The 25,184-nt window shown below is 32.0% G+C and carries 26 protein-coding genes; 22 read left to right on the top strand and 4 right to left on the bottom strand.

What is annotated here, in order from left to right; all coding sequences use genetic code 11:
- The first annotated feature begins 130 nt into the window (after positions 1-130).
- The 16 genes from IX290_RS06120 (at position 131) to rplQ (ending at position 13,922) form a co-directional block, all read left to right on the top strand.
- Complete coding sequence (locus IX290_RS06120) at positions 131-3,067, top strand: UvrD-helicase domain-containing protein (protein ID WP_211492325.1); 2,937 nt, start codon at positions 131-133, stop codon at positions 3,065-3,067.
- A 249-nt stretch (positions 3,068-3,316) separates the two neighbouring features.
- Positions 3,317-4,408, top strand: a complete 1,092-nt coding sequence (locus tag IX290_RS06115) for an ABC transporter substrate-binding protein (protein WP_211492324.1) — start codon at positions 3,317-3,319, stop codon at positions 4,406-4,408.
- Positions 4,398-5,213: an alkaline phosphatase family protein gene (locus tag IX290_RS06110; RefSeq protein ID WP_249168871.1), complete on the top strand. Its 816-nt coding sequence runs from the start codon at positions 4,398-4,400 to the stop codon at positions 5,211-5,213. The genes IX290_RS06115 and IX290_RS06110 overlap by 11 nt, the downstream gene beginning before the upstream one ends.
- Positions 5,206-6,057 (top strand): ABC transporter permease subunit, encoded by an 852-nt coding sequence (locus IX290_RS06105; RefSeq protein WP_211492323.1) that lies wholly within the window; start codon positions 5,206-5,208, stop codon positions 6,055-6,057. The genes IX290_RS06110 and IX290_RS06105 overlap by 8 nt, the downstream gene beginning before the upstream one ends.
- A gap of 51 nt (positions 6,058-6,108) precedes the next feature.
- Positions 6,109-6,831, top strand: a complete 723-nt coding sequence (locus IX290_RS06100) for an ABC transporter permease subunit (RefSeq protein WP_211492322.1) — start codon at positions 6,109-6,111, stop codon at positions 6,829-6,831.
- Positions 6,831-7,847, top strand: a complete 1,017-nt coding sequence (locus tag IX290_RS06095) for an ABC transporter ATP-binding protein (protein ID WP_211492321.1) — start codon at positions 6,831-6,833, stop codon at positions 7,845-7,847. Before IX290_RS06100 ends, IX290_RS06095 begins: the two co-directional genes overlap by 1 nt.
- Positions 7,848-7,866: 19 nt before the next feature.
- Complete coding sequence (locus IX290_RS06090) at positions 7,867-8,670, top strand: histidinol-phosphatase HisJ family protein (RefSeq protein ID WP_211492320.1); 804 nt, start codon at positions 7,867-7,869, stop codon at positions 8,668-8,670.
- A gap of 167 nt (positions 8,671-8,837) precedes the next feature.
- Positions 8,838-9,479: an adenylate kinase gene (locus IX290_RS06085; protein ID WP_211492319.1), complete on the top strand. Its 642-nt coding sequence runs from the start codon at positions 8,838-8,840 to the stop codon at positions 9,477-9,479.
- Between the two features lie 19 nt (positions 9,480-9,498).
- The gene (gene map, locus IX290_RS06080) at positions 9,499-10,263 is read left to right on the top strand and encodes a type I methionyl aminopeptidase (protein WP_211492318.1); all 765 of its coding nucleotides are present in this window, start codon (positions 9,499-9,501) and stop codon (positions 10,261-10,263) included.
- A gap of 286 nt (positions 10,264-10,549) precedes the next feature.
- Positions 10,550-10,771: a translation initiation factor IF-1 gene (gene infA, locus IX290_RS06075; protein WP_005885934.1), complete on the top strand. Its 222-nt coding sequence runs from the start codon at positions 10,550-10,552 to the stop codon at positions 10,769-10,771.
- Between the two features lie 22 nt (positions 10,772-10,793).
- Entirely contained in the window at positions 10,794-10,907 is a 114-nt protein-coding gene (gene rpmJ / locus IX290_RS06070; RefSeq protein WP_005885935.1) for a 50S ribosomal protein L36, read from the top strand.
- A gap of 174 nt (positions 10,908-11,081) precedes the next feature.
- Positions 11,082-11,438, top strand: coding sequence for a 30S ribosomal protein S13 (gene rpsM / locus IX290_RS06065; protein WP_211492317.1), 357 nt, complete (start codon positions 11,082-11,084; stop codon positions 11,436-11,438).
- 56 nt (positions 11,439-11,494) lie between these two features.
- Positions 11,495-11,884 (top strand): 30S ribosomal protein S11, encoded by a 390-nt coding sequence (rpsK, locus tag IX290_RS06060; RefSeq protein WP_101474533.1) that lies wholly within the window; start codon positions 11,495-11,497, stop codon positions 11,882-11,884.
- Between the two features lie 68 nt (positions 11,885-11,952).
- Positions 11,953-12,540, top strand: coding sequence for a 30S ribosomal protein S4 (gene rpsD, locus IX290_RS06055; RefSeq protein ID WP_211492316.1), 588 nt, complete (start codon positions 11,953-11,955; stop codon positions 12,538-12,540).
- Positions 12,541-12,566: 26 nt separating this feature from the next.
- Complete coding sequence (locus IX290_RS06050) at positions 12,567-13,544, top strand: DNA-directed RNA polymerase subunit alpha (RefSeq protein WP_211492315.1); 978 nt, start codon at positions 12,567-12,569, stop codon at positions 13,542-13,544.
- 27 nt (positions 13,545-13,571) lie between these two features.
- Complete coding sequence (rplQ, locus tag IX290_RS06045) at positions 13,572-13,922, top strand: 50S ribosomal protein L17 (protein ID WP_211492314.1); 351 nt, start codon at positions 13,572-13,574, stop codon at positions 13,920-13,922.
- Between the two features lie 327 nt (positions 13,923-14,249).
- On the opposite strand, the gene IX290_RS06040 is transcribed toward rplQ, so the two are convergent.
- Positions 14,250-15,527 (bottom strand): ArsB/NhaD family transporter, encoded by a 1,278-nt coding sequence (locus IX290_RS06040; protein ID WP_211492313.1) that lies wholly within the window; start codon positions 15,525-15,527, stop codon positions 14,250-14,252.
- Positions 15,528-15,656: 129 nt separating this feature from the next.
- Positions 15,657-17,066 carry a PLP-dependent aminotransferase family protein gene (locus IX290_RS06035; protein WP_211492312.1) on the bottom strand — a complete coding sequence of 470 codons (1,410 nt, stop codon included), beginning with the start codon at positions 17,064-17,066 and terminating at the stop codon, positions 15,657-15,659.
- 236 nt (positions 17,067-17,302) lie between these two features.
- Here IX290_RS06035 and IX290_RS06030 point away from each other — a divergent pair, with 236 nt between their 5' ends.
- Both IX290_RS06030 and IX290_RS06025 read left to right on the top strand, forming a co-directional pair.
- A complete protein-coding gene (locus IX290_RS06030) occupies positions 17,303-18,490 on the top strand; it encodes a MalY/PatB family protein (RefSeq protein ID WP_211492311.1) in 1,188 nt (395 codons plus the stop codon).
- A gap of 23 nt (positions 18,491-18,513) precedes the next feature.
- Positions 18,514-19,851 (top strand): Na+/H+ antiporter NhaC family protein, encoded by a 1,338-nt coding sequence (locus tag IX290_RS06025; RefSeq protein WP_211492310.1) that lies wholly within the window; start codon positions 18,514-18,516, stop codon positions 19,849-19,851.
- A 68-nt stretch (positions 19,852-19,919) separates the two neighbouring features.
- Here the strand turns inward: IX290_RS06025 and IX290_RS06020 are convergent, their stop codons facing one another.
- Together IX290_RS06020 and IX290_RS06015 are read right to left on the bottom strand one after the other, a co-directional pair.
- A complete protein-coding gene (locus IX290_RS06020) occupies positions 19,920-20,939 on the bottom strand; it encodes a YeiH family protein (protein WP_211492326.1) in 1,020 nt (339 codons plus the stop codon).
- Between the two features lie 188 nt (positions 20,940-21,127).
- Positions 21,128-21,754, bottom strand: coding sequence for a hemolysin III family protein (locus tag IX290_RS06015; RefSeq protein ID WP_211492309.1), 627 nt, complete (start codon positions 21,752-21,754; stop codon positions 21,128-21,130).
- Between the two features lie 338 nt (positions 21,755-22,092).
- Between IX290_RS06015 and rpsB the strand changes: the two genes are divergently transcribed.
- From rpsB to frr, 4 genes are all read left to right on the top strand, one after another.
- Complete coding sequence (gene rpsB, locus IX290_RS06010) at positions 22,093-22,833, top strand: 30S ribosomal protein S2 (RefSeq protein ID WP_211492308.1); 741 nt, start codon at positions 22,093-22,095, stop codon at positions 22,831-22,833.
- A 54-nt stretch (positions 22,834-22,887) separates the two neighbouring features.
- Positions 22,888-23,781: a translation elongation factor Ts gene (tsf, locus tag IX290_RS06005; protein ID WP_211492307.1), complete on the top strand. Its 894-nt coding sequence runs from the start codon at positions 22,888-22,890 to the stop codon at positions 23,779-23,781.
- A 68-nt stretch (positions 23,782-23,849) separates the two neighbouring features.
- Positions 23,850-24,569: a UMP kinase gene (gene pyrH / locus IX290_RS06000; protein WP_211492306.1), complete on the top strand. Its 720-nt coding sequence runs from the start codon at positions 23,850-23,852 to the stop codon at positions 24,567-24,569.
- Positions 24,570-24,597: 28 nt separating this feature from the next.
- On the top strand, positions 24,598-25,164 hold the full coding sequence (gene frr, locus IX290_RS05995; protein ID WP_211492305.1) for a ribosome recycling factor: 567 nt from the start codon (positions 24,598-24,600) through the stop codon (positions 25,162-25,164).
- Positions 25,165-25,184 lie beyond the last annotated feature (20 nt).

Genomic DNA, 25,184 nt, shown 5'->3' with positions numbered 1-25,184 from the left:
TTTTGTAAAATAAGCTGTAAACAGTTTTTAACAGTACTATATAGGACAAAATATCTTGTAATTATAATAAAAAATGCTATCATATATATTGGAATAATGATATTTGGAAGTTACATAAGGAGAGATTATCATGTTTGGAATATTTTTAATAGTTGTAGGTATGGGAGCAGTAATTTTAGGATTAGCACTTTTCATTGGTCTTTCTTCAACTGAGGAAAATAAAGAGGAAGAAAAACAAGATACTATTGAGGAAATAAGAGACAATGAAATCGAGAAACTTCTGGATGAGATAGATAAAGAAAAAAAAGATAAAGTGCTTACTTCTGAGGAATTACAATTTTTAGATCTGCTTTCTGAATTTAATAACCTCATAATTGAAAGTTTAAAAAGAGATGTAGAAAAGGGAAGATTTATAAGAAAGAAAATCTATTATCAATTGAAAGAGCAGGGTGATAAGATTGTAAAATCGATTCCAGCAACTTTGAATTCACCAGTAATAGATGAATTTAAAGAACATTATCAAAAATATTTTCAAAAGGATATATATAATGAGATAAATAAAGAGTATATAAAAAATGAGCTTATAAAATCAGAAACTCTTCTTAATAATATTGATGGAAAGGCATTAGATGAGCAGCAAAAAATGGCTGTAGTAATAGATGACGATGCTGTTGTTATAGCAGGGGCAGGATCTGGAAAAACTTTGACAATTGCAGCAAAAGTAGCTTATCTTGTAAAGGTAAAAAAAGTTGATCCACAACAAATTTTGCTGGTAACTTATACTAAGAAGGCAGCAGAAGAGATGAAAGAAAGAATAGTTGAAAAAATGGGAATCAATGCTAAAATCTCTACATTCCATGCTTATGGTAAAAGTATATTAGATACAGTCAATGATGTAAAAAAAGCTGTACTAGAAGAGAGTCAAGTAAAAACTGCTTTAAAAAAACTTCTTAAAGAAGATATAATCAAACAGACAGAACTATTTTCTGATTTCTTTTATTTTTGTGATGTATTTTTATATAATGATAAAACTATTGAAGTACTTGAAAATGAGATGTCAAGTATAGCTGATTTAAATTATATGATACAGCTGGCTGAAGAAAACAAAAACAATCCTATTGCTTTTGAGAACTGTATAAATAATATAGAAGCTGCACTTAGAAACTCACATCTTAAAGTAAAAGTTGATAAAAACAATAATATAAGGATTATTAATACCACTGAATTTAGAGTTTCTGACAGTTTAAAAAACTATATAGTTGGAAATAGAAGCAGAACAGTTAGAAATGAATTGGAAGAATTGGAGAAGTTGAAAAAGGAAAGATGGCTGGAAGGATATGAGGATACTCTAGAGTTTGAAAAACTTGTAGCTAAGATAGATCAATTATCAGAAGAACTTTCTACATTGAAAAAGGAAAGTGTAAAAAGTCGTGAAGAGTTAATGATTGCTAACTATTTATTTCTAAATGGAATCAGATATGAGTATGAAGCAAATTATGAACAAAAAACTGGGACTAAGATCTTCAGACAGTATACTCCTGATTTTTATCTTGTAGATTATGGAATATACTTAGAGCATTTTGGTATAAATAAAGAGGGAAAAGCACCTCAGTACTCATTTGAAGAGGAAAATCGTTATATAGAAGGGATAGAGTGGAAGAGGGCTCTTCATAGAAAAAATAATACAGTAATGATTGAAACTTATTCTTGGGAAAATTCAGAAGGAGTTCTTCTTAAAAATCTGGAAAGAAAGTTGAAAGAGCATAATGTTAATTTTCAACCAGTAGATGAAAAGTTCGTCGTTCAGGCTGTAGAAGAAGCTTTTGCTGAAAGTGGAAGTAAGGGAACAGTATTCATTCGGCTTCTGAATACATTTTTATCACTATTTAAATCAAATGGATATGAGTTAAGTGAACTGGATAAATTTGTAACACAATCAGCCCATCCACTTAGAATTGAAAGAGAAAATCTTTTTTTCAAAATATTTAGATATTACTACAATCTTTATGAAAAGTATCTATTGGATAACGATAAGATGGATTTTGCAGATATGTTAGGTAAAGCCAGTAAAGAGATAAAAAATGTACCTACTTTCTTTGAGTACATAATAGTAGATGAATTTCAAGATACATCAATTTCTAAGTATAATATTTTGAAGGAGCTTATAAAGAAAGATAAAAATATCAAGGTTATGGCTGTTGGTGACGACTGGCAATCAATATATAGATTTAGTGGTGGTGATATATCACTTATTACAAATTTTGAAAAATATTTTGGAAAAAGCCATCTTCTTAAAATTGAAAAAACTTACAGAAATAGCCAGGAATTGATAGATATAGCGAGTAGTTTTATAATGAAAAATAAAAATCAAATAAAAAAGAGCTTGAAATCTGTAAAAAGGCTGGGAGAGGCAGCTGTAAAAGGAATCTTTTATGAAACAACTCCAATTGTGGGCATGAATTTATATTTTAAAAATACAGATGGAGAAGAAGCAGGTATTAAACCTCAATATGGACACTTAGCAGCAGCTTTCGGTAAGATGATGGATGATATCAGCAAGAGATATAAAAATGGTGCAAAAGCTGAAATCATGTTGCTTGGAAGATATAATATGGATATAGACAAACTTGTTGATAGAATTGGACTGGAAAAGAAACATGTAATTGGAAAGAGAGGAAAACCAATTAAAAAGGTGGAATATTATTTTCATCATCGTCATCCAAATCTTCATTTGAATTTCCACACTGTCCATTCATCTAAAGGACTGGAAGCAGATGAAGTTATAATTATAAATAACTTTAACTCAGAAAATGAAATGGGATTTCCATCATGTATGTCAGATGATTCACTCCTTGAATATGTTTTAGCTGAACCTGATTTATTTCCATATAGTGAAGAAAGACGTTTATTTTATGTAGCACTTACAAGAACTAAAAATTATGTGTATTTAATAATTGAGATAGGTAATAAGTCTATATTTGTACAGGAACTGGAGCGTGAAGGAAAAATAGATATGATGCCTTACTGCAGTTTAGAAAAATATGATGAAATAAAAAACTGTATTTAGAATAAGAAAAGATTAATATGAATTGAGAAGGATTGATTTCTACATTATCAGAAATCAGTCCTTTTTAATTTCATTATCACTTATGTTTACACTGATTTACAGATAATAATTAGAGCTTTATAAACAGCTGTAAAAATTGTGTAAAAAAATAATTAACCTGCCTTTAACTTCAAATTAATACTCTCTTTACTCTATCTTAATATAATTACACTAAGGAAATTAAAGATATAGAAAAAAAGGAGAGATAAAATGAAAAAAACATTGATTGCGGGAATGATGATGGCGGCCTTATTTGTTGGTTGTGGTAGTGGAGATAAAAAAGATGAGGAACTTACAGCAGAAAAGATAAACTCAATGTCAGTGGAACAGATATTTGATGCTGCTAAAAAAGAGGGAAGAGTTGATTCAGTAGGAATGCCAGATACATGGGCAAACTGGAAAGGAACTTGGGATGATTTAAAAACTAAATATGGAATTGACCATGCTGACACAGATATGAGTAGTGCTCAGGAGATAGCAAAATTTGAAAATGAAGGAAAGAATGCTTCAGCAGATATTGGAGATATTGGAGTTGGATTTACACCAGTAGCAGTAGCAAAAGATGTTGTGTTACCTTATAAGACAAGTCACTGGAATGATGTTCCTGACTGGGCAAAGGATAAAGATGGAAAATGGGTATTGGGATATACTGGAACAATTGCATTTATAGTAGATAAGACTCAGGTGCCAGAAGATCAGATACCAAGAACATGGGAAGATTTAAGACATGGTAAATATATGGTAAACCCTGGAGAAGTTGGAATTGCAGCTCAGGCAAATAGTGGAATACTTGCTGCAGCACTTGCATTAGGTGGAAATGAAAAAAACCTTCAACCAGCTTTAGATCTTTATGCAGATATAGCTAAACAAGGTAGATTAGGACTTCTAGATTCAGGAATACAAAATCTTGAAAAAGGTGAAATTCAGGTAGGAATCCTATGGGACTTCAATGCTTTAAACTATAGAGATGCAATTGATAAAAACAGATTTGAAGTACTTATCCCAGCAGATGGATCTCTAATCAGTGGATACTCTACAATAATTAATAAATATGCAAAACATCCATATGCAGCAATGGCAGCTAGAGAGTATATTCTAAGTGATGATGGACAGGTAAATCTTGCAAGAGGTTATGCAAAACCAATAAGAAAAGTAGCTCTTCCAGCTGATGTAGCAAGTAAGCTTCTTCCAGATGAAGAGTATAAAAATGCAAAACCTGTAACTGATCATCAGGCTTGGAATGACAGCTCTAAAGGATTACCAGAAATGTGGCAGGAAAAGGTTCTTGTAAATGTTAAATAATCAGATAAATAAAGTGATACTTGTTGTGATAGATGGACTGAGTTATGAAATGAAAAGATATATGGGATATCTTGAAGCCTTATGTTATGAAAAAAAGTCCAGTTGCTATAGAGTAAAAAGTGGATATCCCAGTTTATCAAGACCCTTGTATGAAGAGATTCTTACAGGGGTCTCTCCTATAGAAAGTGGAATTGTGAACAATGAGATAAAAAGAAAATCTAAAGAGGAAAGCATATTTTCACTTGCAATAAAAAATGGAAAAACAACAGGAGCAGCAGCATATTATTGGATTGAAGAACTTTATAATTCAGGAGGTTTTGATCCAATAGCTGCTATGGAAGTGGAAAACATAGATGGGAATATAAATTATGGAAGATTTTATTGGGAAGACAATTATCCAGATTCACATGTGTTTGCACAGGGAGAGATAATAAGAAAGAGATATAATTCTGATTTTCTATTGATCCATTCAATGAATGTAGATTATGCAGGGCATAAGTTTGGTGGAAATTCTAAAGAGTATATATATTCAGCAATGAAGGTCTCAGATATTATCTCTAAATATATGCCTACCTGGATAGAAGAAGGTTATCAGATAATAGTTACTGCTGATCATGGAATGAATGAGAATGGCTTGCATGGTGGAACAGATAGTGTAGAAAGTGAAGTTCCCATGTGGATAGTTGGAGATATAGTGATGGAAAGTGGATTGGAAGAAACTGTATCTCAGAGAAAAATTGCACCTTTATGTTGTAAAGGTTTAGGAATAGAGAGATCCAAAAGGATGGTGTCGTTAGATGAATAAAACCTGGGGAAATAGTGAGAAAAGGAAAGCAATGCTGATACTTCTTCCTTTTTTCATTCTTATGATAATGTTTGAAGTGCTGCCATTTATAAATGTTGTAGCAGGAAGCTTTTTTGCAATAGGTGGAATACCTACACTTAATAACTATGCAGTTGTGTTTAGAAGTAATTTTTTAGGACAGGCAATAAGAAACTCATTGGAACTTTCAATATATTCAACTATTTTTGGAATGATAATAGCCTTTCAGGGAGCTTACTCACTAAACAGATTGAGATACAGTTCAAGAAAATATGCTGTACTTTTAATCAATATGATTTCCAATTTTAATGGAATCCCACTTGCCTTTTCCTTTGTAATACTCTTTGGGTTAAATGGAGTAATGACAGTGATACTTAAAAATATGGGGCTTCTCCATGGATTCAATCTTTTTTCAAGAGATGGTCTTTTGCTTATGTATACCTACTTTCAAATTCCATTAGGAATACTTCTTCTCTATCCAAGCTTTTCAAAATTGCAAAAGGAGTGGGAAGAGATGGCATATATACTTGGAGCAGGCAAATTTACTTACTGGAGAAAAATAGGTATACCTGTGCTTATCCCTGAAATTACAGGGACAGCTCTTATTCTATTTGCCAATGCAATGGGAGCATATGCATGTACTTTAGCCTTAACAAGTGGAAACTATAATGTTATGACAATTAGAATTACAAGTTATATTGGTGGAGAGACATCATATGAACCTGGACTTGCAAGTGCCCTTGCTGTTGTTCTTGCAATATTCTTGATTTCAGCTACAGCTATAAATGAGATATTTATAAAGAGAGGTAAGAGATATGAAAGTTAATAAGCATGGAATTATAGTTACAGTTATAATGATAATATTTTTTTACCAGTAGTGGGAACAGCTCTTTACTCTTTAAGTACCAACTGGAGTGGAACAATATTTCCAGATGGATTTACAATAAAATGGTATTTTGAAATTATGAAATCTCAATTTCTTTTAAAAGCTATGTTCAGGACAGTATATATCTGCTTTATATCCCTTGTTTTTATTGTTGTGATAATGGTACCAACTATATTTGTAACCTCTTACTATTTTCCTAAAATGGAAAAACTTATGGAGTTTTTAGTACTTCTATGCTTTTCAATACCTGGAGCAGTTTCAGTAGTTGGACTTATGAAAATATATTCAAATGGGATTTTGGAAATCACAGGAACTCTATATATACTTATTGGTGTTTACTTTGTTCTTGCCTTTCCATTTATGTATAGAGGTATAAAAAACAGTATGAATGCAATTCCCATGAGGGAGATAATAGAGAGTGCCAATATTTTAGGAGCATCAACTCCAAAGGCTTTTATCAGACTTATACTTCCAAATATGAGGAAAGGAATAATTGTATCACTTCTTCTTACATTCTCAATTCTATTTGGAGAATTCCTACTTGTAAATATGCTTGTAGGAGGAAAATATCAGACTATGCAGATGTATATCAACAGTATCCGTACTGGAGTCAGTGGACATTTTTCCAGTGCTGTTGTAACAGTGTATTTTCTGATGATATTTGTAATCACATTTTTAGGATTTGGATTTAATAGAGAAAAAGGAGATAAATAATGGAATTTATAACAGTAAAGAACCTTGAGAAGAGCTATGGTAAAGAAAATATTTTTAAGAATATAAATTTTGAGATAAAAAAGGGAGAATTTATAACTCTTCTTGGCCCAAGTGGATGTGGAAAATCAACGCTTTTAAGATGTATAGCTGGACTCAATACAATAGATAATGGAAATATTTTTGTAAATGGAGAGGAGATAAGCAGAAAATCTCCTAAAGATAGAGGAATAGGAATGGTATTTCAAAACTATGCACTTTTTCCAAATCTTGATGTATATGAAAATATAGCTTTTGGCTTAAGAGTAAAAGTTCTTGGGAAAGAAGAGATAGATAAAAGGGTAAAAAATGTAATCTCTTTAGTTCAACTGGAGGGAAAAGAGCATCATATGCCACATGAATTAAGTGGAGGACAGAAACAGAGAACAGCTATTGCAAGATCTGTTGTAATGGAACCTAAGATTTTACTGTTAGATGAACCTCTGTCAGCACTTGATGCAAAGGTCAGAAAAGAGCTAAGAGATGAACTTAAAAAGATTCAGAGAAAGCTTGATATCACTACAATATTTGTAACACATGACCAGGAAGAGGCACTTACTATTTCAGATAGAATCTTTGTAATGGACAGAGGAAATATAGTGCAGATGGGTACTCCTGAAGAGGTGTATACATCACCAAACAGCTTGTTTTTGGCTAAATTTATTGGAAACTATAATATATTTGAAGAGAATGAGATTAAAGCATTATTTCCAGAAAAAGATGTGAAACTTCTAGCTATAAGGCCTGAAGCTATATATATAAAGGAAAGTACAAGAAATTATATTCGGGATCATTTTATCTGTAAAAAGGCAGTGATAAAGGGAATAAATATCCTTGGAAATGTAATAAGATATCTTACAACTATTAATGGCGTAGAGATAACAGTAGATCTGTTAAACAGAGGAGAATATAAGGTATATACAATAGGTTCAGAGGTAGAGGTAATGTTTTTAAAAAATGAACTTAAAGTTTTAAATTAAAAATCAGAGGGAGAAAGATATGATTTTAAGTGACTACCATATGCACAGTGAGTTTTCAGGAGATTCAATTGAAAATATAGATGACCTGGTAAGATATGCAATAGATATGGGATTGGAAGAGATAGCTATCACTGACCATTTTGAGTATGACATGGAAGGGATTACAGGAAAATGGATATTGGATCTTAAAAAATACACAGAGAAAATAGAAGAGATAAAAGAGAGATACAGTAAAGAGATAAAGATAAAATTAGGTGTAGAAGTAGGTGTACAGCCTCATACAAGAAATTATATAGAGGGGGAACTAAAAAAATATCCCTTTGATTTTATAATAGCCTCAGGTCATGGTATTGAAAGACAGGATATATCCTTTGGAAGGATACATATAGGGAAAACAAGAGATGAGATTCAAACCATGTATTTTGAAAATTTATTAAAAAATGTAGAAGCGTATTCCCATTATTCTGTATATGGTCATCTGGATTTTATAACAAGATATGGTGGAGAAAAGTTCAGAGGTCTTAATTATGATAAGCAGAAAGATATAATTGATGAGATATTGAAAATCATCATATATAAAGGTAAAGGAATAGAGATAAACACTTCAGGATTCAGATATGGAGAAAATAGATTTTATCCAGATACAAGGGTATTAAAGAGATATTTGGAACTTGGTGGAGAGATAATTACAGTTGGGTCAGATGCTCATAGAAAAGAGGATATAGGAAAAGATTTCAACAGAGTATATGATTTTTTAAAATCATTTGGTCAGAATTATATCTGTCTTTTTGAGAATATGAATCCTATTTTCAAAAAGATTTAAATACAATTAGATAAATAGAAAGAAAAAAGATGTTGTGTGAAAATACGACATTTTTTATTTTTCACAAAAAACCACATTTTTCATAGCTTTATAGTATAAATTCGTGCATTTTTTTTGAAATTATAGTATAATAGAGAGGTAATTAAAAATTAAGGAGATGATAACAAATGAACATTATGTTATTTGGTGCCCCAGGTGCCGGAAAAGGAACTCAAGCTAAATTCCTTATTGAAAAATATGGTATACCTCAAATTTCTACTGGAGATATTTTAAGAGCTGCTATAAAAGCTGGAACTCCAATGGGAATGGAAGCTAAGAAATTTATGGATGAAGGAAAATTAGTTCCAGATTCAACAATTATTGGAATAATAAAAGATAGATTATCAGAAGAAGATTGTAAAAAAGGATTTATCCTTGATGGATTCCCAAGAACTATAGCTCAAGCTGAAGCTTTAGAAGTATTAATGAAAGAGATGGGAATAAAACTTGATAAAGTTATTTCATTAAATGTACCTGATGAATTAATCGTAGGAAGAGTAACTGGAAGAAAAGTATGCCCAGTATGTGGAGCATCATTCCATGTAAAATTCAATCCACCAAAAGTAGAAGGAAAATGCGACTACTGTGGTGCTGACTTAATCACAAGAAAAGACGACAATGCAGAAACAGTAACTAAAAGATTAGCTGAATATCACTCTCAGACAGCTCCATTATTTGATTTCTACAAAACAAGAGATCTACTAGTTGATATTGATGGAACTAAAGAAGTTAAAGCAATAACTGCTGAGATATTTGCTATTCTTGACTAATTATTAGAAAGGACTATAGATGGCATTAATAAAAACATTAGAGGATATAAAAGAGATAAAAAAGGCTAATCAGGTAATTGCGAGATTATATAATGATATACTACCTAAATATATAAAACCTGGAATTTCTACATTAGAAATAGATAAAATCGTTGATGACTATATCAGAAGTCAAGGAGCTATACCAGGATGTATAGGCGTTCCAGGACTATATGGACCTTTTCCTTGTGCAACTTGCATATCTGTAAATGACGAAGTTGTTCATGGAATCCCTACTGACAGAGTTCTAAAAGATGGAGATATAGTAAGTGTTGATACTGTATCTGTATTAAATGGATATTATGGTGACTCTGCAATAACATACCCAGTTGGTAATATTGATGAAGAAGCTAAAAGACTTTTGGAAGTTACTGAAAGATCAAGAGCAATTGGTATTGAAAATGCAGTAGCAGGAAACAGACTTGGTGACATTGGTCATGCTATCCAACAATATGTTGAAAAGAATGGTTTTTCTGTAGTTAGAGATTATGCAGGGCATGGAGTTGGACACGAAATGCACGAAGATCCAATAGTTGCAAACTATGGAAGAAAAGGTAGAGGTTATAAGATTGAAAACGGAATGGTTTTGGCAATAGAACCAATGGTAAATGAAGGAACTTATAAACTTAATATGCTAGATGACGGTTGGACAGTTGTGACTAAAGATGGAAAAAGATCAGCACACTTTGAGCACTCAATTGCAATTGTTGATGGAAAACCTATTATATTAAGTGAATTAGATTAATTTCTTAAAATAAAAAAAAGAGGAAATACAAGTTTTATTTTGTATATATAAGAGTGGCATAAAACTTAATATTTAAGGATTGACGGATTTGGACTTTTTAAGTAAAACCTACATTATATATAGAGCAAAAAAATTATTTAATAAGTCATGGCAAGGCAGTTATTCACATGTTAAAAACTAATGAATAACAAAGCTAAAAAAAGTTCAATAAAATCAATATTTTTATAGACTTTTTATATTTATTGTGTTATAATAATCTTCGAAGTTCTGTTCGATAGGAGGAATTATGTCAAAAAAAGATGTTATCGAATTAGAAGGTACTATTTTAGAAGCCCTTCCAAATGCGATGTTTAAAGTTGAATTAGAGAATGGGCATACTATTTTAGGCCATATCTCTGGTAAAATGAGAATGAACTATATCAAAATTTTACCTGGAGATGGAGTGACTGTACAAATCTCTCCTTATGACTTGTCAAGGGGTAGAATAGTATACAGGAAAAAAAATTAATATCACGAAAGGAGGCAGATGAATGAAAGTAAGAGTATCAGTTAAACCTATTTGTGACAAGTGCAAAGTTATCAAGAGACATGGAAAAGTTAGGGTTATATGTGAAAACCCAAAACACAAACAAGTTCAAGGATAATTTTGAATGAGAGTTTGTTAATAGTACGACAATTAAGACGTGGAGTACTGTAAAGATATGTTGGCTGTAGAGCCATCTCCGAGTTTAGGAAGCGGAACATATCGATGAAAGTATTTAGTTGGTTTATATTACCAACAAAAATATAAAAAATTTTCGACAGAGGAGGAAACAATTTTGGCTAGAATAGCAGGAGTAGATATCCCAAGAAACAAAAGAGTTGAGATTGCGTTAACTTACATTTACGGTATCGGAAAACCAACTTCTCAAAGAGTATTAACAGAAGCTGGAGTTAATTTTGATACAAGAGTTAAAGACTTAACTGAAGAAGAGATTAACAAGATTAGAGATATCATCAAAACTATCAAGGTAGAGGGAGATCTTAGAAAAGAAGTAAGACTTTCAATCAAAAGACTTTTAGACATCAAATGTTACAGAGGTCTAAGACACAAAATGAATCTACCAGTAAGAGGACAAAGTTCTAAAACTAACGCTAGAACAGTAAAAGGTCCTAAAAAACCTATTAAAAAGTAATTGATCATTTTAGAGGAATTATAGAATTTATAATTTAGCAAGGGAGGTAGCTTAAGTTGGCTAAAAATAAGATAGCTAAAGCAAAAAAGAAAGTTAAAAATATTCCTAACGGAGTAGCCCATATACATTCAACTTTTAACAACACTATAGTTGCTATTACTGACGCAGAAGGAAAAGTTGTAAGTTGGAGATCAGGAGGAACTTCTGGTTTCAAAGGTACTAAAAAAGGTACTCCATTTGCAGCTCAAATTGCAGCTGAACAAGCAGCAAACGTAGCTATGGAAAGTGGAATGAAGAAAATAGAAGTAAGAGTGAAAGGTCCTGGATCAGGAAGAGAAGCTTGTATCAGATCTTTACAAGCAGCTGGATTAGAGGTAACTAAGATAACTGACGTTACACCTATCCCTCACAATGGATGTAGACCACCAAAAAGAAGAAGAGTGTAGTCTCACATATTTATTTTGAAATGAATATTATTGCGGCAAAATGAATACAAAGGAGGAATATTTAGAAAATGGCAAGAAATAGACAGCCTATATTGAAGAAATGTAGAGCGCTAGGAATTGAACCACAAATTTTAGGAGTTAATAAATCTTCTAAAAGAGGACCTAGACCTAACGCAAACAGAAAACCTACAGAGTATGCAGTTCAATTAAGAGAAAAACAAAAAGCAAAATTTATATATAACGTAATGGAAAAACAATTTAGAAAGATATACGATGAAGCAGCAAGAAAACTTGGTGTTACTGGTTTAACATTAATCGAATATCTTGAAAGAAGATTAGAAAATGTAGTGTACAGATTAGGATTTGCAAAAACTAGAAGACAAGCTAGACAAATCGTAACTCACGGACACATTGCAGTAAATGGAAGAAGAGTTAATATACCTTCTTACAGAGTAAAAGTAGGAGATGTAATCTCTGTAATCGAAAATTCAAAAAATATAGAAATAATCAAAGCGTCTGTAGAAGAAGCAACTGTTCCAGCTTGGTTAGAGCTAGACAAAGCTGCTTTCTCTGGTAAAGTTTTACAAAACCCAACTAAAGACGACTTAGATTTCGAATTAAATGAGTCACTAATAGTTGAGTTCTACTCTAGATAATAGCCCTTTTAATAGGAGTTGATTAAATGTTAAAAATTGAAAAACATGCAAGGGGTATCAATATAACTGAAGTAAAAGAGAGCGAATTTAAAGGTCAATATATCGTTGAGCCTTTATATAGAGGTTATGGGCATACTGTTGGTAATGCTTTGAGAAGAGTTTTACTTTCGTCTATCCCAGGAGCTGCTATTAAAGGTGTGAGAATCGAAGGAGTATTGAGCGAATTCTCTGTTATGGAAGGAATAAAGGAAGCTGTAACTGAAATTATCCTTAACATTAAAGAAATAGTTGTTAAAGCTGAAACAAGCGGTGAAAGAAAAATGACTCTTTCTGTTAAAGGACCAAAAGTGGTAACTGCAGCTGACATAATACCTGACGTAGGTATAGAAATAGTGAATCCTGAACAAGTTATTTGTACAATAACAACAGATAGAGAACTTGACATGGAATTTCTAGTAGATACTGGAGAAGGTTTCGTAGTATCAGAAGATATTGAAAGAAAAGACTGGGCAGTGGATTATATAGCAGTTGATGCTATCTATACACCTATCAGAAAAGTTTCTTACACTATCCAAGATACAATGGTTGGTAGAATGACTGACTTTGACAAACTTACTTTAGATATCGAAACTGACGGAAGCATTGAAATTAGAGATGCATTGTCTTACGCGGTAGAGTTATTGAGATTACACTTTGATCCTTTCTTAGAATTAGGTAACAAGATGGAAAACCTAAGAGCTGAAGTAGAGGATGAAGAAGAAGATTCAACTACTCACTCTAAAGATGATAATATTCTAAATACTAAAATAGAGGAGCTAGATTTAACTGTTAGATCGTTTAACTGTTTAAAGAAAGCTGGAATAGAAGAAGTTGGACAATTATCTAAATTGTCTCACAACGAACTTCTAAAGATTAAAAACCTAGGAAGAAAATCATTAGATGAAATCCTAGAAAAAATGAAAGAATTAGGATATGATCTAACTCAAAATGGATCTCCTGAATAGGATAATAATAAGGAGGATAGCTAACTAATGAATCACAATAAATCATATAGAAAGTTAGGTAGAAGAGCTGACCACAGAAAAGCTATGCTAAAAAACTTAACTATATCTTTAATAAGTGCAGAAAGAATTGAAACTACTGTAACTAGAGCAAAAGAATTAAGAAAATTTGCAGAAAGAATGATAACTTTAGGAAAGAAAAATACATTAGCTTCTAGAAGAAATGCATTTGCATTCCTAAGAAATGAAGAAGCAGTAGCTAAGTTATTCAACGAAGTAGCACCTAGATACACAGAAAGAAATGGTGGATATACAAGAATCATCAAAACTTCTGTAAGAAAAGGTGACTCTTCAGAAATGGCTATTATTGAATTAGTTTAATAATTAGTTTCTGATATATAAAGAGGAACAGAGATGTTCCTCTTTTTTAATCCTTTCCAAATAAATAGCAGTAAATTAAGCAAAACCTCATATAAAGAAAAATAAAAAATTCGCAAACAAGTTATATTAAAAAAGTTATATTGATATTTTAAAAGGGCACCCATATTAATGGATGCCCTTTTATTTTATAGTTTTATATTTGAAATATGATATTTTTTATATGTGTACACTTGTATTTAGCACTTAAAAACAATTTTAAGACAATTTATGTAGCCATTAGTCATACAAATTGTAAAATAGGTTTTAGACCATATTAAGGCTCTTGCATCAATATCTAATAAGAAGATAAATAAGGGATAAACCAACAGATTCACCTACTACAAGAAGTCCCCATTTGAAGAATTCCTTAAAGGTAATCTCAATTCCCCCTTTTTTAGCTACTGAGGAACCAACTATATTTGCTGCAGCTCCAACTATTGTCATATTTCCACCAAGACATGCTCCTAATGCAAGTGCCCACCATAACATCTGTGTATCTCCAGTCATAGTAGGAACTACACCAGCAAGAATCTTACCAAATGAAAGTGCATGTGGTATTGAACCTATAATAGGTGAAAGTATTGCTGAAAGAATAAGTATAACAGTTGAAGTAACTTTGATATTTCCCTCTGTAAGATATAGAAGGAATCCAGATAGTTTGCTTATAATTCCAAGGTGCTCTATTCCTTCAACTAGAATAAATAATCCACCAAAGAAAAACAGCGTATCCCATTCTATTTTTGCAAATATCTCTTCAGGTTTTTTCTTACTTAAAAACATAAGTGTTGCAGCACCAAAAAGTGCAATGATAGAAAGACCAAATTTTGATATAGCATTTGTTAAAAATCCAATTATTACAATAAGGAATATTATAAGTGATTGTGCAAGTAATACCTTATCTTTTATAGTTCTGTCAAGACTCAACTCCATAATACCAGCTTTTAATTCATTAGAAACCTGAAGTTTGTCTCTGAAACAGAAAACTGCTGTACTTAGAAGTACCACCATATTTATTATAATAATAGGTGTTAAGTTGATAATGAAATCATTAAAATCCAGTCCACTTAAACTTGCTATAATAAGGTTAGGTGGGTCACCAATCATTGTTGCAGTACCACCAATGTTAGAAGCAAATATCTGCATCAGTACAAATGGTTTTGGGTCAACTTCCAGCCTTTTAGCTAAAAATATTGTAACTGGGACAACAAGAAGTATTGTAGTTACGTTATCTAGAACAGCTGAGAATAGTGCTGTTACAACAGAGGTAAATACAAGAATCTTAATAGGATTACCTCTTACTAACTGTGCTATCTTAATTGCGACCCATTGGAATATTCCAGTCTCTGACATAATCTCTACAATCATCATCATTCCCATTAAAAGAAATAGAATCTCCAGATTATAACCTATTGTCCTAAGTGCCTCATGCTCTGAAATTATTCCAGTGACTACCATGAGAGAAGCACCAATCATTGTAACTATAGATTTAGGGTACTTTTCAGTAATAATAAAATAGAAGGTTATTATAAAGATAATAACGCCAAGAATTAATCTAAGTAGTTCCATACTTTTCCCCGCCTTTTATATAATATATAAATAATAGAACAACATAAAATTATACTTTACAATATAATTATATTTCTTTAGTCTACAATAATCAACTATTTTATGGAAAAAATAATAAAAAGGGGGTATCTATTCACCAATTTGTTGAAGAGATAATATAACTTCATGGAGTTTATCTACACCTTTTTTTATCTCATTGACTGGAGCAGAAGCAAAGCTTAAACGGATATAGTCAGATTTTGCATTTTTATCGATGTAAAAAACTGTTCCTGGCAGAATTGAAATCTTCATATCACGTAAAATAGCATATACAAGATTTGAATTGATATTGTCAGGAAGTTTTATCCAGAAGTAAAAACCTCCACCTGTTAGAGCAAAAATCTCAATGCCTTTTATCTTTTCAAGACACTTAAGTGTAAATTCATATCTCTCTTTATAGATTTTTTTAAGATTTTCTAAATGTTTTTCGTAATGTCCCTCATTTATAAAATGATAAGTAGCCATCTGCATAAGTCCTGAAGATGAAATATCACTTGAAAACTTTGCTGCAATGACTTCTGTTATATATTTTTCTGGAATAACCATATAACCAAGTCTAAGTCCTGGCATGATAACTTTTGAAAAAGAGTTTATATAGATAACCCTTTCATTTTTATCCAGTGATTTTAAAGGTGTTGTAGGATTATTATAGTAGTAGAGATCTGAAATGCAATCGTCTTCAATTATTAAGAAATCATATTTTTCAGCAAGTTCAAGAAGATGTTTTTTCTTTTCTTGAGACCACACAATACCAGTAGGAGATTCAAAATTAATCATTGCATACAGATAGTCTATCTTTTTATTTTGAAGAATACGCTCTAAAGCCTCTAAGTCAAATCCATCTTTACAAACAGGAACTGGAACCATAGTAGCAACATCAGAAAAGGTATTGATAGCACCATAGTATGTAGGAGCACCTACTGCCATTGCAGGGTGTTCATTTTTAAGCATTATCTTATTTAGAATATCAAGTGCCTGCTGAGCTCCAGTTACAATTTGGATATTCTGAGCAGTTTCTTTAATCCCTTTTTTCTTTAACATTGTTACAATGAGTTCTCTAAGTTTTAGACATCCTTGAGTATCTGAATAGTTGAAAAGTTTTTCTCCATCTTTAAGCAAAATAGAGTTTATAATCTCTCTAAACTCTTCTATTGGATAGAGATCAGAACATGGAGTAGAACTTGCAAAGTTAATATTTTTGTTTATTATTGCAAAGTTATTGATAATTGGTTTTTGCATTTTTTCATAAAGAGATGTCTTTTCCTTTACAAAACACCCTTTACCGTGAATCTTATAAATCAAATTGTTTTTTTCAAGTAAATCATATGCCTTAAGTACAGTAAGCTTACTGAGGTCATATTTTATAGCCAGCTGTCTGATAGAAGGGAGTTTTTCTCTAGGTTTTATCTCTTCATCATCAATCATTTTCTTAAGAGCGGTGTACAGCTGGATGTAGATAGTATCATCAGAATTTTTTTCTATTACAAAATTAAACTTCATAACCCCTCCCTAAATAATTTTCTTTACCTCTAGTATATCACAATATATGCGGAATTACATTTAATTTTAAAAATAATTGTATTTAATACGTCATAAACGTATAAAATCTAACTGTTATATACCAGAAAAGTCTGATAGCCATTGACAAATAAAGGAGAAACGTTTATAGTTATAGTACATAATATAAAAGTCCTATAACGGAATTGTATAGTTTTTTGGAATAATGGAGGTATGAAATGAAATATAATTTTGATGAGAAAATTGATAGAACTGGAAATCACTCTGCAAAATGGGAAGAAATGGGGTTAAAATTCACTTCTAAAGATTTATGGCCAATGTGGATAGCTGATATGGATTTCAAAACTGCACCTGAAATAATAGAAGCTATGGAAGAAAAAGTTAAACAGGGAATATTTGGATATGTTTATAGACCAGCTGGATATTATCAGGCAGCTGCTAACTGGATCAAAAATAGATTTGATTATGAAATACCAGCAGAGAGTTTGATTAACAGTCCAGGTGTTGTACCTACACTTTCAATGTTAATTAGACAAATGACACAACCTGGGGATAAAGTTATCATTCAAAGCCCAGTATATTATCCATTTGCTGCAACTATAAGAGATAACGGAAGAACAGTTGTAGAAAACAAACTTGTTAAAGATGACAGAGGATACTATACAATGGATCTTGAAGACTTTGAAAAGAAAATAGTAGATAATAAAATCAAATTATTTATTTTCTGTAGTCCACACAATCCAATAGGAAGAGTTTGGAAACGTGAAGAACTTGTAAAAATTACAGATATCTGTTTAAAACATGGTGTAAGAATAATTTCTGATGAAATCTGGAGAGATATGGTAATGCCAGGGCATAAACATATACCTACAGCATCAATAAGCAAAGAGGTTGAAGATATAACTATCACTTGCTTCTCACCTACAAAAACATTTAACTTAGCTGGATTACAAGCTTCTTTTGTAACTTTCCCAAGAAAAGATGAATGGAAAAAATTTGATACAGAACTTGGAATTCTTGATATAAAAAGAAATAACCCATTCAGCTTAGTTGCATTCCAAACTGCTTATGAAAAATGTGCAGACTGGATTGATCAACTTGTTGAATATATAGATGGAAATATGAAATATGTAGTGGATTATATAGCAAAAAATATACCTGAAGTAAAAGTTTATAAGCCAGAAGGAACATACTTAATGTGGCTTGACTTCTCAGGATTAAATATGGATGAAAAAGAGCTATCTTTACTTATTCAAAAAGAAGGAAAAATAGCATTAGATGATGGGTATTGGTTTGGAGAAACTGGAGTTGGATATGAAAGAATGAACGTAGCATGTCCAAGATATATGGTTGAAGAAGGGTTAAAGAGAATAGAAACAGCAGTAAAAAAATGGAGAGCCAGATAAAAATTTAAGGGGGACATGACTCAATGGAAAAGAAAGAAAAACAGTATGGTTTATTAGCATTTTTGCCTTTATTCGTGTTTTTAGCACTGTATATAGGTTTTGGACTTTACTTTACAATGCAGGGGGCAGAGGGAGCATTCTCTAAATTCCCAAGACACGTGGCGCTATTAATTGGTATAGTAATAGCATTTATAATGAACAAAGGAATGAAACTTGACAAGAAATTGGATATCTTCTGTGAAAATGCAGGAAACTCAGGAGTAATACTAATAGGTCTTATATACCTTTTAGCAGGAGGTTTCCAAGGTGCAGCTAAATCAATGGGTGGGGTTGAATCAGTTGTAAACCTTGGTCTAACTTTTATACCAAAAACACTTCTTGTACCAGGGGTATTCGTAATTTCATCATTTATTTCAACAGCTATAGGTACTTCAATGGGTACAATTGCAGCAATGGCTCCAATAGCTATAGGAGTTGCTGAATCAGCAGGACTTAATATGCCACTTGCATGTGCAGCAGTTATTGGAGGAGCTTATTTTGGAGACAACCTTTCAATGATATCAGATACAACAATATCTGCAGCAAAAGGTGTAGGTTCTGAAATGAAGGATAAATTTAAGATGAACTTCTTTATAGCATTACCAGCAGCGATATTTGCAATATTTATGTATTGGTTTCTAGGTGGAGATGGAGCTATAACAGGAGAACATCCATACTTTATAATGAGAGTTGTTCCTTACATAGTTGTACTTGCAGCAGCACTTCTTGGATTTAACGTATCAGGAGTACTGTTTGTAGGAATAGTTATGACAGGAGTTATTGGATTTGTTGAAGGTTCTGTAACATTCTTAGATTGGATACAGGCTATTGGAAATGGAATGGCAGATATGTTCAGTATTACAATAATTGCTATACTTATCTCAGGACTTATTGGAGTAATCAAAGCTTATGGTGGAATTGACTGGCTTGTTAATGGAATTGTATCTAAGATTAATCAAAGAAGAGATGCAGAGTATGGAATCAGCTTCCTTTCAGGACTTTTATCAGCAGCTCTTGTAAATAATACAATTGCTATTATCATCACTGCACCAATAGCAAAAGAGATTGGAAAAACATATCACATAGCACCAAAAAGACTTGCCAGTTTAATAGATATATTTGCTTGTGCTTTCCTGGCTATGATGCCTTATGATGGAGGTATGCTTATTATAACTGGACTTACAGATGTATCACCAGTTGCAGTTCTTAAGTATGCATTTTACATATTTGCTTTAATCATAGCAACATGTGTAACAATCCAACTTGGATTATTAAGAACACCTGAAGAAAAACAGTTCTTAAAAGAAAATAGACTTAAATAAAAGCTAAAAAGTGGAATTTAAATAAAAAAAGGGTTCGCATCACAAAATGCGAGCCCTTTTTAATATTATTACCAGATATGCAAAATATGTTGCATCATAAGGCTGACACAGGTAATTGATACCCAGCAGCATAGACCTATTAAAAGAGGTTTACCTCCAGTTTTTACAAGTCTTACAATATTAGTATTGAATCCCACTGCACTCATTGCAACAACAATAAGTATTTTACTGAAAGTTTTTAAAGGAGAAAATAGATGAATATCAACTCCTACAGATACAGCTACAGTAGTTATTACTGAAGCTAATATAAAATAAAGAATAAAAAATGGAAATATCTTTTTTAAACTGAAAGAGCTATTTTCATCTTTATATTTTTTAGATTCCCAAACTGCTAAAACCAGTGTAATAGGGATAATTGCTAAGGTTCTTGTAAGTTTTACCATTACAGCTTTATCAAGAGTAGCTGCTCCAAGATTATTGATAGAATCCCAGGTAGATGCAGCAGCAGTAACTGATGAGGTATCATTTATAGCAGTACCTGCAAATATTCCAAAAGGTGTACCTGAAACAGTTGAAAATCCTAAAAATGATCCCAGTGCTGGAAATGTTATAGCAGCAATAATATTGAAGAAGAATATAACTGAGATAGCCTGAGCCACCTCTCCATGATCTGCATTGATAACAGGTGCAGTAGCAGCAACAGCTGAACCACCACAGATAGATGAACCTACTCCTACAAGAGTAGCAATCTTATAATCTATATGCATAGCTTTACAAAGTATGTATGACACAATAAGAGATGTTGCTATTGTTGTAATTATTATTGGAAGAGACTGTTTTCCAGTGTCAAATATAACAGTTAGATTAAGTCCAAATCCTAAGAATATAACAGCATAGTTTAAAACTTTCTTTGAACAATATAGAACTCCTGGAGAAAATCTGTCCTTATCTTTTATTATAATCCCCAGTACCATTCCTATTAGTATTCCAAATACAGGTCCTCCTATTATTGGAAACATCTTTCCTAAAAACCATGATGGGATAGCAATAGCGATACAAAGAATTACTCCCCATACATATTCACCAATATTTTTTCCCATATAACTCCTCCTTAAATTGAATTTATATATAAAATTTTTATACAACGAGATGATTGTGTGCAACTAGTATAAAATATTTAAAGGAAAAAGTATAATAATATCATTTTATATATTTATAACAATCACTTATACTGTAAAAAAAAGGCCACTTTATGTAGTGACCTTAAGTTGAAAAATTATATAAAATATATTGAAAGATAATTAAGTATGCTTCCAGCTAAAACAAAGAGGTGCCATATACCGTGCATAAATTTAAATTTATCAAGTGTGTAAAAAATAGTTCCCACTGAGTAGGTAATTCCACAAGCTAGAAGAAGCTTGAAAGAGAGAGGACTTATTATAGTTTTAAGATCCCCAAAGACAAATACAACCATCCATCCCATTGCAAGATATATAAGTGTAGAAACAAAATTAAATCTTCCAACAAAAAATATCTTAAATATTATTCCTAAAAGAGTCATTCCCCATTGTGCAAAGAACAGTACCCATTTAGCTGTTCCATCAAAGAAACCTAAAAGATAGGGAGTATACGACCCTGATATAAGAATATATATAGCTGAGTGGTCTAAAATCTTAAAAATCTTTTTTACTTTTCCATGATAAAGAATATGGTAAGTTCCAGACATGGAATACAAAAGAACCAGTGAGAAACAAAAGAGCATAGACCCTACTATATATCCAGTGTTTCCACTTTTTACACTGCGAACTAAAAGTGCTCCTGTACCAATAAGAGCAAGTACCAGTCCAAAATAATGAGTCATTGAATTAATCCATTCTTCCAATCTAGAAACTTGTTTTCCCATAAAACCTCCTCAAGTATAACCAAAATATGATAAAAATAAAATAACAGATGTTTTTTATACATATATTATACCATAGAATATATATGTTTTTATAGGTTTTTCTTATATATCTTGTGAAGAAATTATATGGGCTCCTCTTTATTAAAAAATATTATAGTATTTTTCACAAAAAATCTTAAGAGTGTCTTTGAAATTATTGACATTTTGTAAAATATATGTTAAAATGGGCCGTTGTGAAATACACACATCAGTTATTTCTAGGCAAGGTGGTTTTCTTCGGAAAATAGCTTAGTTTTGAGACTGATGGACGAAAAAACCAAAATTATTAGGAGGAAAAAATGGCAGTAATAACAATGAAACAATTATTAGAAGCTGGAGTTCACTTTGGACACCAAGCTAAAAGATGGAACCCAAAAATGGCTAAGTACATCTTTACAGAAAGAAACGGGATTCATGTAATCGACTTACACAAATCTTTAAAGAAAATCGAGGAAGCTTACTCTGTAATCAGAGAAATAGCTGAAGATGGAGGAAAAGTTCTATTTGTAGGAACTAAAAAACAAGCTCAAGAAGCTATAAGAGAACAAGCTGAAAGATCAGGAATGTACTATGTAAACAACAGATGGTTAGGAGGAATGTTAACAAACTTCTCTACTATCAAAAAAAGAATAGAAAGATTAAAAGAACTTGAAAAAATGGAAGCAGAAGGAACTTTAGATACTTCTTATACTAAAAAAGAAGCAGCTAACTTCAGAAAAGAATTAGCTAAATTATCTAAAAACCTTGGTGGAATTAAAGATATGGAAGATGTTCCAGCAGCTATATTTATCGTAGACTGTAAGAAAGAAACTCTTGCTATAAAAGAAGCTTCTGACTTAGGAATTCCAGTAATCGCAATGATCGACACTAACGTAGATCCAGATTTAATCACTTACCCAATTCCTGCAAACGATGATGCTATAAGATCAGTAAAATTAATCTCATCTGTAATTGCTAATGCAATTATCGAAGGAAACCAAGGTAAAGAAGTAGCAGAAGCTCCAGTTGAAGCAGAAGCTACAGAAGAAGTAGCTGAATAATCGACTATTTCGATTCAATACCGTAAGGTAAAAAAATTTTATTAGGAGGAAAAAATGGCACAAATAACAGCTAGTTTAGTAAAAGAACTAAGAGAAAGAACTGGTGCTGGAATGATGGATTGTAAGAAGGCACTACAAGCAAATGATGGAGATATGGATAAAGCAATTGACTTCTTAAGAGAAAAAGGAATTGCTAAAGCAGTTAAGAAAGCTGGAAGAATAGCAGCTGAAGGATTAATCTTTGATGCTGTATCAGCTGATCACAAAAAAGCTGTATTAATTGAATTCAACTCTGAAACAGACTTCGTTGCTAAAAACGATGAATTCAAACAATTCGGACAAAACTTAGCTGAGTTTGCTATTGCAAAAGACATAAAAACTGTTGAAGACCTTGCAGCAGCTGAATATAAAGATGGAAAAACTGTAGCACAAGCAGTTACTGATTTAATCGCTAAAATCGGAGAAAACATGAACATCAGAAGAATACACGAAACTGTATCTAAAGATGGATTTGTTGCTACATACAGCCACTTAGGTGGAAAATTAGGAGTTATTGTTGAAATGACTGGTGAAGCAACTGAAGAAAATATCGCTAAAGCTAGAGATATCGCTATGCATGCAGCAGCAATGGACCCTAAATACTTAAACAAAGATCAAGTAACAGCTGAAGATTTAGAGCATGAAAAAGAAATCGCTAGAAAACAATTAGAAGGAGAAGGAAAACCTGCTCAAATAATTGAAAAAATTCTAGTTGGAAAAATGCACAAATACTACGAAGAAAACTGTTTAGTTGACCAAATCTATGTAAGAGCAGAAAACAAAGAAACAGTTGCACAATTCGCAAAACCTCTAGCAGTATTATCTTTCGCAAGATTTAAAGTTGGAGACGGAATCGAGAAAAAAGAAGAAGACTTCGCAGCAGAAGTTGCAGCTCAAATCAACGGATAATAGCTAATAAATACATGGGGATGCAACAGCATCCCCCTTTTTTTAAAAAATATACTTTAGGAGGAGCAATGGAGAAACCTTTTTATAAAAGAGTTTTATTAAAACTTAGTGGTGAGGCATTAATGGGAGACCAGGAGTTTGGAATCTGTTCAGATGTAATTGCCTCTTATGCTAGACAAATAAAAGATATAGTGGATTTAGGAGTAGAAGTATCAGTAGTTATCGGTGGAGGAAATATCTTCAGAGGACTATCAGGAGCTACTCAGGGAGTAGATAGAGTTACAGGTGACCACATGGGAATGCTTGCAACTGTAATAAACTCACTTGCATTACAAAATTCTATTGAGAAATTAGGAGTGCCTACAAGGGTACAAACAGCAATTGAGATGCCAAAAATTGCTGAACCATTTATTAAGAGAAAAGCACAAAGACACTTAGAAAAGGGAAGAGTTGTTATATTTGGAGCTGGAACAGGAAACCCATATTTTACAACTGACACAGCAGCTGCTCTAAGAGCTATTGAAATGAACACAGAGGTTGTATTAAAGGCTACAAAAGTAGATGGAATTTACGATAAAGACCCAGTAAAATATCCAGATGCTGTAAAATATGATAAGGTTACTTATTCAGAAGTATTAGCCAAAGACCTTAAAGTAATGGATTCTACTGCAATTTCATTATGCAGAGAAAATAAACTGCCAATTATAGTTTTTGACTCATTAGTTGAGGGAAATATTAAAAGAGTAATCATGGGTGAAAAAATAGGAACTATAGTAGTTGCAGACTAAAACATAAAATCTAAGAGGAGGATTATCTATGACAGGAAATGAAATAGTAAACGTTTGTAAAGAGAAAATGGAAAAAGCAATAGAAGCAACAAAAGACAGATTCGCTACAATAAGAGCAGGAAGAGCTAACGTATCAATGTTAGACGGAATAAGAGTAGAATCTTACGGTACAGAAATGCCATTAAATCAAGTTGGAACAGTATCTGCTCCAGAACCAAGATTATTAATGATCGATCCTTGGGATAAAACATTAATACCAAAGATTGAAAAAATGATCATGGCTGCAAACTTAGGACTAACACCAAACAACGATGGTAAGGTAATCAGACTTGTAATGCCAGAATTAACTGCAGATAGAAGAAAAGAATATGTAAAATTAGCTAAAAAAGAAGCTGAAGAAGGAAAAATCGCTATAAGAAACATCAGAAAAGATGCTAACAACGATCTTAAGAGATTATCAAAAGATAAAGACAACTCATTATCAGAAGATGAAATCAAAAATCTAGAAAATGACGTTCAAAAATTGACAGATAATCACATTAAAGAGATTGATGATTTACTAGCTAAAAAAGAAAAAGAAATTACAACAGTTTAATATAGCAGTTGAAATAAGGG

It is taken from the genome of Fusobacterium sp. DD2 (assembly GCF_018205345.1).
In the GTDB taxonomy this organism is placed as follows: domain Bacteria; phylum Fusobacteriota; class Fusobacteriia; order Fusobacteriales; family Fusobacteriaceae; genus Fusobacterium_A.
This window is presented reverse-complemented; position numbering and strand designations above follow the sequence as displayed.

What these genes read in the sequence shown, in the direction of transcription:
- tsf (WP_211492307.1), top strand. Translation starts at nt 22,888, where the DNA reads ATGGCACAAATAACAGCTAGTTTAGTAAAAGAACTAAGAGAAAGAACT.
- rpmJ (WP_005885935.1), top strand. Translation starts at nt 10,794, where the DNA reads ATGAAAGTAAGAGTATCAGTTAAACCTATTTGTGACAAGTGCAAAGTT.
- frr (WP_211492305.1), top strand. Translation starts at nt 24,598, where the DNA reads ATGACAGGAAATGAAATAGTAAACGTTTGTAAAGAGAAAATGGAAAAA.
- IX290_RS06030 (WP_211492311.1), top strand. Translation starts at nt 17,303, where the DNA reads ATGAAATATAATTTTGATGAGAAAATTGATAGAACTGGAAATCACTCT.
- IX290_RS06035 (WP_211492312.1), bottom strand. Translation starts at nt 17,066, where the DNA reads ATGAAGTTTAATTTTGTAATAGAAAAAAATTCTGATGATACTATCTAC.
- map (WP_211492318.1), top strand. Translation starts at nt 9,499, where the DNA reads ATGGCATTAATAAAAACATTAGAGGATATAAAAGAGATAAAAAAGGCT.
- rplQ (WP_211492314.1), top strand. Translation starts at nt 13,572, where the DNA reads ATGAATCACAATAAATCATATAGAAAGTTAGGTAGAAGAGCTGACCAC.
- rpsB (WP_211492308.1), top strand. Translation starts at nt 22,093, where the DNA reads ATGGCAGTAATAACAATGAAACAATTATTAGAAGCTGGAGTTCACTTT.
- rpsD (WP_211492316.1), top strand. Translation starts at nt 11,953, where the DNA reads ATGGCAAGAAATAGACAGCCTATATTGAAGAAATGTAGAGCGCTAGGA.
- IX290_RS06015 (WP_211492309.1), bottom strand. Translation starts at nt 21,754, where the DNA reads ATGGGAAAACAAGTTTCTAGATTGGAAGAATGGATTAATTCAATGACT.
- IX290_RS06025 (WP_211492310.1), top strand. Translation starts at nt 18,514, where the DNA reads ATGGAAAAGAAAGAAAAACAGTATGGTTTATTAGCATTTTTGCCTTTA.
- IX290_RS06110 (WP_249168871.1), top strand. Translation starts at nt 4,398, where the DNA reads ATGTTAAATAATCAGATAAATAAAGTGATACTTGTTGTGATAGATGGA.
- IX290_RS06050 (WP_211492315.1), top strand. Translation starts at nt 12,567, where the DNA reads ATGTTAAAAATTGAAAAACATGCAAGGGGTATCAATATAACTGAAGTA.
- IX290_RS06115 (WP_211492324.1), top strand. Translation starts at nt 3,317, where the DNA reads ATGAAAAAAACATTGATTGCGGGAATGATGATGGCGGCCTTATTTGTT.
- pyrH (WP_211492306.1), top strand. Translation starts at nt 23,850, where the DNA reads ATGGAGAAACCTTTTTATAAAAGAGTTTTATTAAAACTTAGTGGTGAG.
- IX290_RS06105 (WP_211492323.1), top strand. Translation starts at nt 5,206, where the DNA reads ATGAATAAAACCTGGGGAAATAGTGAGAAAAGGAAAGCAATGCTGATA.
- IX290_RS06095 (WP_211492321.1), top strand. Translation starts at nt 6,831, where the DNA reads ATGGAATTTATAACAGTAAAGAACCTTGAGAAGAGCTATGGTAAAGAA.
- IX290_RS06090 (WP_211492320.1), top strand. Translation starts at nt 7,867, where the DNA reads ATGATTTTAAGTGACTACCATATGCACAGTGAGTTTTCAGGAGATTCA.
- IX290_RS06085 (WP_211492319.1), top strand. Translation starts at nt 8,838, where the DNA reads ATGAACATTATGTTATTTGGTGCCCCAGGTGCCGGAAAAGGAACTCAA.
- infA (WP_005885934.1), top strand. Translation starts at nt 10,550, where the DNA reads ATGTCAAAAAAAGATGTTATCGAATTAGAAGGTACTATTTTAGAAGCC.
- IX290_RS06040 (WP_211492313.1), bottom strand. Translation starts at nt 15,527, where the DNA reads ATGGAACTACTTAGATTAATTCTTGGCGTTATTATCTTTATAATAACC.
- IX290_RS06120 (WP_211492325.1), top strand. Translation starts at nt 131, where the DNA reads ATGTTTGGAATATTTTTAATAGTTGTAGGTATGGGAGCAGTAATTTTA.